The organism is Flavobacterium sp. GW821-FHT11G01 (genome assembly GCF_058808175.1).
On the sequence record NZ_JBXARK010000001.1, the window covers coordinates 442,562 to 455,497 of the forward strand.

Here is a 12,936-nt window from a genome sequence, read left to right on the forward strand (position 1 = left end):
CATGAAAATAAATTGGGGAACTGGAATTGTCATTGCTTTTGCATTATTCATGACTTTTATATTATATTTTGTATTTGAGGTACAATCTAACAGTAAATATGATAATGACTTAGTTGTGGAAGAATATTATAAACATGACTCACATTTTCAGGAAGAAATGGCACGAGTGCAAAATGCACAGGATTTACAACAAAAACCTTCAATTATATATAATAATGAAGGCGTGAAAGTTACTTTTCCTGCTACTTTCGAAAGTAATAAAGTAAAAGGGAATGTGTTATTATACCGCCCTTCTAATAAGAAATTTGATTTTAATACTCAGATTGCGTTGACCGATTCAGCTTTACTAATCCCAAAAAACAAACTGGTTAAAGGTCGTTGGGATGTCAATATGGAATGGCAATATAACGGAACAAAGTATTTAACTAAAGAGGTTATTTACGTAAACTAAAATACATATGTTATATTCTGCATTTATATTAGGTTTAATCAGTAGTTTGCATTGCATCGGAATGTGCGGACCAATTGCTATGATGTTGCCTGTAGATCATCAGAATGAAACTAAAAAAGTTACTCAAATTGTGACTTATCATCTAGGCCGATTAACTGCTTATGCAACAATCGGATTGATTTTCGGGTTGCTGGGAAGAGGTTTTTTTCTGGCTGGATTACAACAGAAAATGTCAATTTTTATTGGTCTTGCTATGATAATTGCAGTTTTAATTCCGGAGAAAATCTTTTCGAGATATAATTTTTCAAAACCTGTTTATAAAATCATTTCAAAAATTAAATCAAGTTTGGGAAGTCAATTTAAAAACAGAAGTTTTAAATCTCTTTTTATAATTGGTTTATTAAATGGATTTTTACCATGCGGAATGGTTTACGTTGCCTTATTTGGCGCAATTGCTATGCAGAGTGCCAGTTTTGGCATTTTGTATATGTTGCTGTTTGGATTAGGTACTGTACCATTAATGAGTATTGTAGTTTACATTCATTCTTTAATAAAATTACCTTTTCGAAATAAAATTCAAAAAGCAATTCCCTACGTTGCTGTTGTTATTGGAATTCTTTTTATTCTTAGAGGATTAGGTTTAGGAATTCCTTATATCTCTCCATCCAATATGAGTTTGTTCGTTCAGGGAACTCCTAATTGCCATTAAACCGTCATCGAAAACAGATTCGTTTCTGGTGATTTCCTTTTTAGATGTAAATCAAAAGCCATACAAATATTTCGCACAAAGGGTTTTCCTGCTTCTGTAATTTTAATTTTATTTTCTTCGATTATAATTAATCGATCCTTTTCTATTTCTTTTAAATCTTTTAGGATACTCGGTAATTCTTCAAAAAAGAGTATTTTATTATCCCATGAAGTTTCAAATTCACAAGTTAAATTCAAGATGTGTTTTCTTATTATCAGATCCTCATCGGTTAAGATATGTCCTTTTACAATAGGCAATTTGTCCCATTCTAATAATTGATAATAATCTTCTAAATTCTTAGTATTTTGAGCAAAACTATACCAGCTATCACTGATAGAGGAAACTCCTAAACCAATCATTAATTGTGTTTTTGAAGCACTATAACCCATGAAATTCCTGTGTAATCCTTTATTTTCTGATGCTTTGTATAAACTATCAGATTTTAAAGCAAAATGATCCATTCCGATCTCGTGATAACCATTTTTAGAAAGTAATTGTTTCCCGATTTCGTATAATTTTCTTTTCTCATCATCTTTTGGAAGATTGTCTTCATTGAATCCACGTTGTCCATTTCCTTTAATCCACGGCACATGAGCATAGCTGTAAAAAGCCAATCGATCCGGTTTTAAAGAATTTGTTTTTTCGACAGTATCTACCACATTTTCGATAGTTTGAAAAGGTAAACCAAAAATGATATCATGTCCAATAGAGGTATACCCAATTTCTTTGGCCCAAAAAGTTACTTTAGCGACATTATGAAATGGTTGAATACGATTAATTGCTTTTTGAACTTTTTCAGCGTAATCTTGAACTCCAAAACTTACTCGGCGAAAGTCTAAATCATATAATTTTTGAAGTTGCTCGTAAGTTGTATTATTTGGATGTCCTTCAAAACTAAATTCGTGCTTATCCGCTTTATTGGCAAAAGTAAAAATGCCATTGATAAGATGTTCTAAGTTGTTTTTTGAAAAAAATGTTGGAGTTCCACCACCTAAATGTATTTCTTTTATAAAAGGTTTTTCAGGTAATAATTTACAATATAGCCTCCATTCTTTTAAGAGGGCTTTTATATAAGTGTCTTCGACAGAATGATTTTTGGTTATTCGTTTATTACAGCCACAAAAAGTACACATGCTTTCGCAAAATGGTAAATGAATGTATAGACTGATTCCGTTTTGAGAATTGCTTTCTGAAAAAGCTTTTTGAAATGATTCAGTCCATTTTTGTTCTGAAAACCCTGCGTCATTCCAATATGGAACGGTTGGATAACTGGTATATCTTGGACCTGGAACATTGTACTTCTGAATCAATGATATTTTCATAAAAAAGCATTTTGGATTTATCAAAATTACTTCTTGATACCAAAATATAAAATGATAAATGTCATACTTAAAATATAAAAAAAAGAGACTCAAAATGAGCCTCTTCCCTGAATTAAATAACTAACACTAAATAGAATCCTGAATGATTTTAAGCCATTTTTTTGCAAACATATGATCTTGATATGAACTTATTTGCTTGATACGATCATCATCAAAATCATAGAATGGAATTGTAATTTTTTTAGAAGTTTCTCTTTCCTGAAAGTCAAAATCAATTTTTAGAATGGTATCTGAATTTCCATCCGTAGTTAAAGTTAATTTGCAGGATGAAACTGATTTTAAATCAACAAATGTTGATTCCTGTTGATTTGGATTAAAATTCATTAAAATGAATTTTCTATGCTTTTGGTCTATGGTGAGCGTTTTATTGCTTTGAGACTCCGTTAAATCGAAATCTTCCGGATGAGTTGGATTAAATTTCTTTTTAATATTTAGAATTTTTGATTTGTTTGCAGCGCTCGTTCGTGCTGAAAAATATACTGGAATGGCTACTATGATTGCGATCACAACGCCAATAATGGTTACACTTGTTTCCATGTTTTTGAATTTGATAGATAATATGAAATACTAACTGTTTTCAGGAAAAAGAAAACGGTTCGATTGTTTGTGAAGAAATAAATTCTTCAGACTAAAATCTCATGGATTTAACTACCAAAAAAAATGGAAAGGGTAGAGCATTAGTAAGACTTTCTTGCTCTGAGTGGAAAATTGATTTGCAAAGTTTGATGTTGATGCAACAACCTTATGTTGCGGAATTACCACTAATAGCGAATCAAACCATTTAACTATGCCAGGATGGTTTGTTTTAATATTTGCGGCAAATTGATAGCTCGTTTGCGGTTGTATAAAAGCTAATGAATCTGTGTAATCTTTAGAGAAATTGGTATCCGTTTTTTGATTTTCATTTTTTTGCATAGCATTACTACTTTCTTGAGATGCAAAAAAGGCAAGAATCAAAAGTGATACAAAAATAACGGTTTTACGAATCCAATTCATGGTTGCGAATTTAGTTCATAAAACACAATTAAAGAAATTTTAGGATGCTAATTACTTCTTAAAAATAGCTTTATTATTTTATCCTCAACTTTATTGAGATAGTTGAGGATAAAATTTATTTATTGTTGCATTTTAAAATAATAATCAGCTGAGTGTTTTCCTCCTCCATAGAATAAAAAGAAGATACAAAGTAACAATACTACTATTGCTAAAATTAAACTTTCAGAATGCATGTGTCCCATAAAATTTACAAGTACTGCACCAAAAAGTATTGGTAATTGGGCTGCAATTGCCCAGCGGGTGAGTAGCCCAAAAACAATCATTATTCCTCCAATCATGTGGGCTGGAGCGATATAATGCAAAAGAAACATTCCGCCTCCATATTGATCAATAGGAGAAATTAAATCATGTAAATATTGAGCATTCGTTACAAATGAAACTCCTTTCATAAATAAAAAAACACCCAATACAATACGTACTAAATCTACTGGTAAATAAGTGTGCGAATTTGCCCATTTATTCAAACTTTTTACATTTTCCATGATACTACGTGATTAAAAATAATATACTAAGTTACTAATTTTTAGTGATATATTTATTTTTAAGTAGCTGCAAATAAGTTTTTTGCTTTTTATTTAACGTATTCTGAGAATTCATGAAACAGAATTAAACCTGAATGACACCTAAATTAAATGCTTTTTGAATAGGGGCGTGATTTGCAGCTTCAATTCCCATAGAAATCCAGGTGCGGGTATCAAGTGGATCAATAATCGCATCTGTCCATAACCTTGAAGCAGCGTAATATGGTGAAGTTTGTTCGTCGTAACGTGCTTTTATTTTGTTGAATAGCTCTGTTTCTTTAGCTTCATCAATGATTTCTCCTTTCGCTTTAAGCGAAGAAGCTTCAATTTGTGCTAAAACTTTTGCTGCCTGAGTTCCGCCCATTACAGCAAGTTCTGCGCTTGGCCAGGCAAAAATCAATCTTGGATCATAGGCTTTTCCGCACATTGCATAATTTCCTGCACCGTAAGAATTACCAACAATTACAGTAAATTTTGGTACTACTGAGTTGCTTACTGCATTTACCATTTTGGCACCATCTTTTATGATTCCGCCATGTTCAGATTTTGATCCAACCATAAAACCTGTAACATCTTGTAAAAAGACTAAAGGAATTTTCTTTTGATTGCAATTTGCAATAAAACGAGTTGCTTTATCGGCACTATCTGAGTAAATAACACCGCCAAATTGCATTTCGCCTTTTTTGGTTTTTACTACTTTTCTTTGATTGGCAACGATTCCAACTGCCCAACCATCTATTCTGGCGTAGCCCGTAATTATGGTTTGACCGTAGCCATCTTTGTAGGCTTCAAACTCCGAATTATCGACCAAACGATTAATGATTTCCATCATATCGTATTGCTCATTTCTGGCTTTTGGCAGGATTCCGTAAATATCTTTAGGTTCTAAGGCTGGCTTTTCAGCTTTGATTCGGCTATAGCCCGCTTTATCAAAATCACCAATTTTATCTACTATATTTTTTATTTTATCTAAAGCATCTTTGTCATCTTTGGCTTTATAATCTGTAACGCCAGAAATCTCGCAATGAGTTGTGGCTCCGCCTAAAGTTTCATTGTCTATAGTTTCACCAATGGCAGCCTTTACAAGATAACTTCCGGCAAGGAAAATGCTTCCGGTTTTATCTACAATTAAAGCTTCATCGCTCATAATAGGTAAATAAGCTCCTCCTGCAACACAGCTTCCCATAACGGCGGCAATTTGAGTAATTCCCATACTGCTCATTTGGGCATTATTTCTAAAAATACGCCCGAAATGTTCTTTATCAGGAAAAATTTCATCTTGCAAAGGCAAATAAACACCTGCACTATCAACTAAATAGATAATTGGTAATCTGTTTTCCATGGCAATTTCCTGAGCACGCAGGTTTTTCTTTCCTGTAATAGGAAACCAAGCACCCGCTTTGACAGTGGCATCATTAGCGACAACAATACATTGTTTGCCTCTTATATATCCTATTTTTATCACAACTCCGCCAGAAGGACATCCGCCGTGTTCTGCATACATTCCTTCACCAACAAAACCACCAATTTCTATGCTTTTAGAATTTTCATCCAATAAATAATCGATACGCTCCCGAGCTGTCATTTTTCCTTCGGCATGGAGTTTTTGAATACGCTTTTCGCCTCCGCCTAATTTTACTTTGGCAAATTTTTGTTTTAATTCTGAAAGTAAGAGTTTATTGTGATCTTCGTTTTTATTGAAGTTTAAATCCATAAGAAATTGATGTTTTTACAAAATACTGTTGGCTAATTTACAAAATCAATTGAAACCGACACAATAAATATGATCTTCGAATGAAATAAAAGCAGGTATGTGAAATCTAATTTTAAATATTTTTCTGCAAGGCATAAACAATCTATTTTGAGCTTGCTATAAACAAAAAAACAGAAGCGAACTTCTGTTTTTATTATAATATATTGAATTTGATTATTTTTTAGAATCGCAAACCATTCGTTTTAAGATTGCCCATTGTTTTAATGCGTCACGAGCTTCTACAGCAGGATATCCCAGCATTGTTTTTCCTGCAGGAATATCGCAGGTTACACCTGAACCAGCTCCAATAACAGCACCATCACCAATAGTAGTATGGTCTTTTATAGAAGCGCTTCCGCCAATTATAACACCATTTCCTAAAGTTACAGAACCAGCAAGGCCACTGTTTCCAGCCATAATACAAAATTTACCTAAATTACTGTTATGACCAATTTGAACTAGATTATCGATTTTACATCCATCTCCAAGAATAGTTGAACTGAATTTCCCACGGTCAACACAAGTATTTGCTCCAATTTCAACTCCGTTTCCAATAATTACGTTTCCGATTTGTGGAATTTTAACTAAACCTTTTTCCTTACAAGGACGAAATCCAAATCCATCTGCTCCAATAGTCGCATTTGGATGAATGATACAATCATTACCAATATGGCAACGCTCACGAACAACTGTTCCAGACCAGATAATAGTATTTTTTCCAATAGTACATTCATCTAAAATAGTCACATTTGGATATATGGTTGCATTAGCACCAATTTGAACATTTGGACCTATGTAACATCCAGCACCAATTCTGGCTCCTTCGCCAATAATTGCTGTTTCATCAACTGTTGCAGTTTTGTGAATATTGGTATGAAAAATAGGAGTAGGAGGGGCGAAAAGAGCTAAAATTTGAGACATTGCCAAATCAGCATTCTTTACTTTTATAAAGGCGCGATTTTCTCCAGGTTCTATTGAAATATCTTCGTTAACAACTGCAATAGAGGCATTTGAAGTTGACCAATATTTTTCATATTTTTTATTTCCTATAAATGAAATTTCTGAAGTTGTTGCTTTTTCTAATTGTTCTGTTGCAGTTATACTTTGAGAAGTTGAGCCGTAAATTACGCCATTGATCACTTCGTTAATTTCTTGAATTGAATAGGATTTCATTTAATGAATTTAATTGATTTAGGGGTTATTTTTTTCCAAATAAAATCAATTAGATTCTAATTACCTAATATTTTTTTTATGTTTATTGAAATATGTTTAAAATAACAGTTTAAATATTACAAAATTAACATTTTAGCTCTTAATTTATTAATTGTTTTCTAATTTATGCATGCATAGTCAATGTTGAGTTTTTCTTCAAAATTGAATATGAATTTTAGAAAAATTAAAGCAAAATTAAAATTTAGTTAATTGATAGGTAGTAACTTACAATTTTTAATTAGGTAGTTAAGAAGTGGATATAAAAAAAGCGATTCACTTTTAATAAGGAATCGCTTTTAAATTTTACTCTTTTATTTTGGATAATGAAATGGCATTAATGCAATATCGTAAACCACTTGGCTCAGGACCATCAGGAAAGATATGTCCAAGATGTGCATCGCAGACATTACAAACAACTTCAACGCGAATCATTCCGTATGATTTATCAGCATGATAGGCAATTGCATTTTCTTTTATGGGTTGTGTAAAAGAAGGCCAGCCCGTTCCTGATTCGAATTTTTCTGAAGCGTCAAAAAGCAAAGTTCCACAGCATTTACATTCGTAAATTCCCGGATCAAATAAACTACAAAGCTCAGAGCTAAAAGATCTTTCAGTACCTTTTAAGCGCGTTACCTGATATTCTTCAGGAGTTAAAATTTGTTTCCATTCTTCTTCCGTTTTTTCCACTCTTTTCTCGGGAGTTGGATTTCCTTTATTTGTAAAACGAATTACATCTGCCCATTTTATCATAACTCTTTTTTTTAGCTTAAGGTTTCAAGTTTAAGGTTTAAGGTTTAAGGTTTATCGCGACTGAACACTATCCCGAAGTTTCGGGACTGAATACTGACCACTGTAATTATTCTTCTTCCTTTTGTCCCATCATCATTAAAAATGCTTTAAGAAATGGATCAATATTTCCGTTCATAACACCATCAACATCACTGGTTTCATAGCCGGTACGAACGTCTTTTACTAATTTATAAGGTTGCATAACGTAATTACGTATTTGCGAACCCCATTCGATTTTCATTTTTCCGGCTTCGATATCAGCACGTTGTGCTTGTTGTTTCTTCAATTCGATTTCATACAATTGAGAACGTAACATTTGCATGGCACGTTGTCTGTTATCTTGTTGAGATCGCGTTTCAGAGCATTGAATCTGAATTCCGGTTGGTTTATGCACCAATTGAACTTTAGTTTCTACCTTATTTACGTTTTGTCCTCCGGCACCACTGGAACGGGAAGTTGTAATTTCAATATCAGCAGGATTTATATCAATTTCGATACTATCATCAACAAGTGGATAAACATAAACCGACACAAACGAAGTATGACGTTTTGCATTACTGTCAAAAGGTGAAATTCGTACTAAACGATGTACGCCATTTTCTCCTTTTAAGTAACCAAAAGAATAATCTCCTTCGAACTCTAAAGTTACGGTTTTAATCCCGGCAACCTCACCTTCCTGAAAGTTTAATTCTTTTATTTTGTAGCCATAACTTTCGCCCCACATCATATACATACGCATTAGCATTCCGGCCCAGTCACAACTTTCAGTTCCACCGGCTCCGGCAGTAATCTGAACAACAGCGCTTAGACTATCACCTTCATCAGAAAGCATGTTTTTGAACTCGATGTTTTCAATATGATCTTGCGTTGTCTTATAATGTTCATCTAGTTCTTCTGCAGAAAGTTCTCCTTCCTTATAGAAATCATGCGCCAGTTGAAGCTCGTCAGTAAGTTCGATGGCTTTGTTATAATCTTCGATCCATTTTTTCTTGTTTCGAAGGTTTTTTACAATGACTTCAGCTTCTTTTGCATTGTTCCAAAAATCGGGAGCGAAGGTTTTTTCTTCTTCGTTGGCAATTTCAATTAGTTTGGCATCAACGTCAAAGATACCTCCTCAACGCACCAAGGCGCTCCACAATACCTTTTATTTGTTCGGTAGTTGTCATAAATTAATAGTAGTTTTATATGTTTTTTATAAATATTACGTTAATTTGCTTGTATGATATTTAGCTAGTTAAAATTTACTAAAACTTGCCGAGAATAACAAACAGTAATACGTAATTTTGTTGCACAAAAATAAGATATAGTTTTTAGAATATGGAAATAAATTTAATTAGCGATACCATTACCAAGCCTACACACGAAATGTTGCAGTATATGTTCAATGCCCAGGTTGGTGATGACGTATATAAACAAGATCCAACAGTTATCGAATTAGAGGCCAGAGTAGCTGAGTTTTTTGGTATGGAAGCGGGACTGTTTTTTCCATCTGGAACTATGGCAAACCAAACCGCAATTAAATTACATACACAGCCCGGAGAACAATTGATAGCTGATAAATATGCACATGTTTATCATTATGAAGGAGGAGGAGTTTCTTTTAACAGTGGTGTTTCTTGTTGTTTGTTAGATGGAGACAGAGGAATGATAAATGCAAGTCAGGTTGCTGCAGCAATTAATGACCCTGAATTTTACCATAGTCCATTAACTAGTTTGGTTTGTGTAGAAAACACAACGAATAAAGGCGGTGGAGCTTGTTATGAACTAGAAGATTTAAGAGAAATAAAAAAAGTTTGTGACGCTAATAATTTGAAATTCCATTTGGATGGGGCTCGAATTTGGAATGCTTTGGTTGCAAAAAGACAAAATCCGAAGGAATTTGGAGCTATTTTCGATACTATTTCGGTTTGTTTATCTAAAGGATTAGGAGCTCCAATAGGTTCTATTTTGTTAGGAAGCAAAGCTGATATTCGCAGAGCGTTGAGAATCAGAAAGATATTAGGTGGCGGTATGCGCCAGGTTGGTTATTTGGCAGCTGCAGGATTATATGCTTTGGCCCATAATATTGAAAGATTAGCCGAAGACCATAGAAGAGCTAAAGAAATTGCCGCAGTTTTAAGTACAAAACCATGGATTGCCGCAATTGAACCTGTAGAAACGAATATTTTAATTTTCTCTTTATCAGAAGGTTACAGCGATCAGCTTTTAATAGAAAAATTAAAGCAAAAAAATATTTTAATAAGCGCGCTTGGACATAACAAACTCCGAATTGTAACGCATTTAGATTACAAAGAAGTAATGCATACGTATGTGATTGAAACGCTTCAGAAGTTTTAGGAAAAGGAACAGAGATACAAAGGTTCAAAGGAACAAAGGTTTATTCACAATAGAGAAAAACCTTTGTTCCTTTGAACCTTTTTTTTAACCTAAGGACCTATTTAAACAAATTATCCATTCCCGGAATCATTGGCATATCCATTTTAGCAACGGCATCCAATTCTCTTTCATTTACGTTTGTTGCTTTTTCAATAGCTTTATTTAAGGTTACGATTAAGTAATCTTCCAGTTGTTCTTTGTCTTCTAGTAAAGAGTCATCAATAGAGATTGATTTTACTTTTCTATTAGCAGTTAATGTCACTTTCAATAATCCGTCAGCGCTTTGTTCATCAATTAAAACAGTATCTAAACGCTTTTTTGTATCTTCAATTTTTTGTTGGGTTTCTTTAAGTTTACCCATCATTCCCATTAAATCCATTTTGTTGATTTTTAAATTATTTCAGACAAAATTAGTATATTGCTGTATTAAATCAATACAATATTTTATGAAAATATTAATTCTGTTCTATTGTGTTTGTAGTATTTTTGCCTTGTCTTATATAAAAATTAATGCTTAATCAATGCAAAACGATATAACGGCTCCACAGGCCAAAGTAATTCCAAAAAACTTAAAAAAACATAAAGAAACCCGAATCGATAATTATTTTTGGCTCAACAACAGAGAAAATCCGGAAGTTATCGATTATTTAAATCAGGAGAATGCTTATTATGAAAACATGACTTCGCACACAAAAGACCTACAGGAATCTTTGTACGAAGAAATGAAAGGCAGAATTAAAGAAGATGATTCCTCTGTTCCTTATTTTTATAATGGTTACTATTATATTACCCGATTTGAAACAGGACAGGATTATCCAATTTTTTCAAGAAAAAAAGGAAGCCTTTCTGCTGATGAAGAAATTATGTTCAATTGCAATGAAATGGCAAAAGGACATGCTTATTTTAAATTAGGAGGTTTAAGTATCAGTCCTGATAACAAATTTGCGAGTTTCGGACTTGATCTTGTTGGAAGGAGAATTTATACCATTCAGATTAAAAACTTAGAAACAAATGAAATTCTGAATGATAAAATAGAGAATGCAACTGGCGGATCTGTTTGGGCAAATGACAATAAAACTATTTTTTATGTCAAACAAGATGAAGTTACTTTAAGATCTGATAAGGTTTTCAGACATAAAATAAATAGCGATTCTGCAACTGATGTTTTGGTTTTTGATGAAACCGATGATACCTTTAATGTTTCAATCAGCAAAGAAAAATCCAGGAAATATATTGTAATTGGTTCAGGAAGTACTTTAACGACTGAATACAGAATTTTAAACTCAGATAATCCTGATGGGGAATTTGAAGTTTTTCAGCCTCGTGTACGTGGTCTGGAATATAGTATTTCGCATTATGAAGACTCTTTTTACATTTTAACTAATAAAGATAAGGCAACCAACTTTAAGTTGATGAAAACGCCTGAAAACAAAACAGCAAAAAAATTCTGGACAGATCTTATTCCGCATCGCGAAGATGTTTTACTGGAAGATATTGAAATCTTTAAAAATTATTTAGTTGTAGAAGAGCGCTCAAACGGATTGAATCATATTCGAATTATGCCCTGGAGTGACGAACCGGATTACTATTTGCCTTTTGGGAGTGAAACTTATAATGCCTACACCACAACAAATATTGATTTTGATACCGATGTTTTACGTTACAGCTACCAATCGCTAGCAACGCCTTCGTCTGTAATCGATTTTAATATGAAAACCAAAACCAAAGAAATTTTAAAAGAACAACAGGTTTTAGGTGGAAAATTTGATAAAGAAAATTACATCGAAGAAAGAGTTTGGGCGACTGCCAGAGATGGTGTTAAAGTGCCAATTTCGATGATTTACAGAAAAGGATTAGAGAAAAATGGTAAAAATCCGCTGTTGCTTTATGCATATGGCTCGTACGGAATCACAATGGATGCCTATTTTTCTTCGACCAGACTTTCGTTGTTAGACCGCGGTTTTGTTTACGCCATCGCTCATATTAGAGGTGGAGAAGACTTAGGAAGACAATGGTACGAAGACGGAAAACTGTTAAAAAAGAAAAATACCTTTACAGATTTCATCGATTGCTCTAAATTTGTAATTAACGAAAAATTTACTTCTTCTGAACATTTGTATGCAGAAGGAGGATCTGCAGGAGGACTTTTGATGGGAGTTATCGTAAATGAAGCCCCACAATTGTACAACGGAGTGATAGCTCAGGTGCCTTTTGTAGATGTAATAACAACAATGCTTGACGATAGTATTCCGTTGACAACCGGAGAATATGATGAATGGGGAAACCCAAACAATAAGAAATATTATGATTATATGTTATCTTATTCACCATATGATAATGTAAAAGCACAAAAATATCCTAATATGTATGTTTCCACCGGATTGCACGATTCACAAGTGCAGTATTGGGAACCTGCGAAATGGGTCGCTAAGTTGAGAACTATGAAAACAAATGACAATGTTTTGTTCTTAGATACCAATATGGATGCTGGACATGGTGGCGCTTCAGGAAGATTTGAAGCTTTAAAAGACTTAGCAAAAGAATTTAGTTTTTTATTAGATTTAGAGAAAATTAAAAGCTAATTAGAAAATTTTTGTTAAATTTGCAACCTATCAGGGGTTATTTTAAAATGCCTTTGATTAACTATT

General features: G+C 33.2%; 13 protein-coding genes. 4 read left to right on the forward strand and 9 right to left on the reverse strand.

Going from position 1 to position 12,936, the window contains the following annotated elements; translation table 11 throughout:
- Position 1 precedes the first annotated feature (1 nt).
- Both AC1RRN_RS01955 and AC1RRN_RS01960 read left to right on the forward strand, forming a co-directional pair.
- Positions 2-451, forward strand: coding sequence for a FixH family protein (locus tag AC1RRN_RS01955; RefSeq protein WP_492965673.1), 450 nt, complete (start codon positions 2-4; stop codon positions 449-451).
- 7 nt (positions 452-458) lie between these two features.
- Positions 459-1,160, forward strand: a complete 702-nt coding sequence (locus AC1RRN_RS01960) for a sulfite exporter TauE/SafE family protein (RefSeq protein ID WP_492965674.1) — start codon at positions 459-461, stop codon at positions 1,158-1,160.
- On the opposite strand, the gene hemN is transcribed toward AC1RRN_RS01960, so the two are convergent.
- From hemN to prfB, 8 genes are all read right to left on the reverse strand, one after another.
- Positions 1,157-2,521: an oxygen-independent coproporphyrinogen III oxidase gene (hemN, locus tag AC1RRN_RS01965; protein WP_492965675.1), complete on the reverse strand. Its 1,365-nt coding sequence runs from the start codon at positions 2,519-2,521 to the stop codon at positions 1,157-1,159. The two genes, AC1RRN_RS01960 and hemN, sit on opposite strands and share 4 nt — an antisense overlap.
- A 126-nt stretch (positions 2,522-2,647) precedes the next feature.
- Positions 2,648-3,118: a hypothetical protein gene (locus AC1RRN_RS01970; protein ID WP_492965676.1), complete on the reverse strand. Its 471-nt coding sequence runs from the start codon at positions 3,116-3,118 to the stop codon at positions 2,648-2,650.
- A 111-nt stretch (positions 3,119-3,229) separates the two neighbouring features.
- Complete coding sequence (locus tag AC1RRN_RS01975; RefSeq protein ID WP_492965677.1) at positions 3,230-3,577, reverse strand: hypothetical protein; 348 nt, start codon at positions 3,575-3,577, stop codon at positions 3,230-3,232.
- 119 nt (positions 3,578-3,696) lie between these two features.
- On the reverse strand, positions 3,697-4,119 hold the full coding sequence (locus AC1RRN_RS01980; RefSeq protein ID WP_492965678.1) for a DoxX family protein: 423 nt from the start codon (positions 4,117-4,119) through the stop codon (positions 3,697-3,699).
- A 124-nt stretch (positions 4,120-4,243) separates the two neighbouring features.
- Positions 4,244-5,872 carry an acyl-CoA carboxylase subunit beta gene (locus AC1RRN_RS01985; protein WP_492965679.1) on the reverse strand — a complete coding sequence of 543 codons (1,629 nt, stop codon included), beginning with the start codon at positions 5,870-5,872 and terminating at the stop codon, positions 4,244-4,246.
- A gap of 213 nt (positions 5,873-6,085) precedes the next feature.
- Positions 6,086-7,084 carry a UDP-3-O-(3-hydroxymyristoyl)glucosamine N-acyltransferase gene (lpxD, locus tag AC1RRN_RS01990; protein ID WP_492965680.1) on the reverse strand — a complete coding sequence of 333 codons (999 nt, stop codon included), beginning with the start codon at positions 7,082-7,084 and terminating at the stop codon, positions 6,086-6,088.
- A gap of 342 nt (positions 7,085-7,426) precedes the next feature.
- On the reverse strand, positions 7,427-7,873 hold the full coding sequence (msrB, locus tag AC1RRN_RS01995) for a peptide-methionine (R)-S-oxide reductase MsrB (protein WP_492965681.1): 447 nt from the start codon (positions 7,871-7,873) through the stop codon (positions 7,427-7,429).
- 106 nt (positions 7,874-7,979) lie between these two features.
- A protein-coding gene (gene prfB / locus AC1RRN_RS02000) for a peptide chain release factor 2 (RefSeq protein WP_492965682.1) occupies positions 7,980-9,078 on the reverse strand; the annotation gives its coding sequence in 2 pieces (ribosomal slippage) (positions 7,980-9,014 and positions 9,016-9,078; 1,098 coding nt in all).
- Between the two features lie 151 nt (positions 9,079-9,229).
- Between prfB and AC1RRN_RS02005 the strand changes: the two genes are divergently transcribed.
- Positions 9,230-10,249, forward strand: coding sequence for a threonine aldolase family protein (locus AC1RRN_RS02005; protein ID WP_492965683.1), 1,020 nt, complete (start codon positions 9,230-9,232; stop codon positions 10,247-10,249).
- 97 nt (positions 10,250-10,346) lie between these two features.
- Here AC1RRN_RS02005 and AC1RRN_RS02010 read toward each other — a convergent pair whose 3' ends face one another.
- Complete coding sequence (locus AC1RRN_RS02010; protein WP_492965684.1) at positions 10,347-10,667, reverse strand: YbaB/EbfC family nucleoid-associated protein; 321 nt, start codon at positions 10,665-10,667, stop codon at positions 10,347-10,349.
- Between the two features lie 142 nt (positions 10,668-10,809).
- On the opposite strand from AC1RRN_RS02010, the gene AC1RRN_RS02015 reads away from it, so the two are divergent.
- Positions 10,810-12,870 carry a S9 family peptidase gene (locus AC1RRN_RS02015; RefSeq protein ID WP_492965685.1) on the forward strand — a complete coding sequence of 687 codons (2,061 nt, stop codon included), beginning with the start codon at positions 10,810-10,812 and terminating at the stop codon, positions 12,868-12,870.
- Positions 12,871-12,936: the final 66 nt, after the last annotated feature.

Bases quoted from the DNA above. Each gene is read 5' to 3' on its own strand.
- AC1RRN_RS01955 (WP_492965673.1), top strand. From the start codon at position 2: ATGAAAATAAATTGGGGAACTGGAATTGTCATTGCTTTTGCATTATTC.
- AC1RRN_RS01960 (WP_492965674.1), top strand. From the start codon at position 459: ATGTTATATTCTGCATTTATATTAGGTTTAATCAGTAGTTTGCATTGC.
- hemN (WP_492965675.1), bottom strand. From the start codon at position 2,521: ATGAAAATATCATTGATTCAGAAGTACAATGTTCCAGGTCCAAGATAT.
- AC1RRN_RS01970 (WP_492965676.1), bottom strand. From the start codon at position 3,118: ATGGAAACAAGTGTAACCATTATTGGCGTTGTGATCGCAATCATAGTA.
- AC1RRN_RS01975 (WP_492965677.1), bottom strand. From the start codon at position 3,577: ATGAATTGGATTCGTAAAACCGTTATTTTTGTATCACTTTTGATTCTT.
- AC1RRN_RS01980 (WP_492965678.1), bottom strand. From the start codon at position 4,119: ATGGAAAATGTAAAAAGTTTGAATAAATGGGCAAATTCGCACACTTAT.
- AC1RRN_RS01985 (WP_492965679.1), bottom strand. From the start codon at position 5,872: ATGGATTTAAACTTCAATAAAAACGAAGATCACAATAAACTCTTACTT.
- lpxD (WP_492965680.1), bottom strand. From the start codon at position 7,084: ATGAAATCCTATTCAATTCAAGAAATTAACGAAGTGATCAATGGCGTA.
- msrB (WP_492965681.1), bottom strand. From the start codon at position 7,873: ATGATAAAATGGGCAGATGTAATTCGTTTTACAAATAAAGGAAATCCA.
- AC1RRN_RS02005 (WP_492965683.1), top strand. From the start codon at position 9,230: ATGGAAATAAATTTAATTAGCGATACCATTACCAAGCCTACACACGAA.
- AC1RRN_RS02010 (WP_492965684.1), bottom strand. From the start codon at position 10,667: ATGGATTTAATGGGAATGATGGGTAAACTTAAAGAAACCCAACAAAAA.
- AC1RRN_RS02015 (WP_492965685.1), top strand. From the start codon at position 10,810: ATGCAAAACGATATAACGGCTCCACAGGCCAAAGTAATTCCAAAAAAC.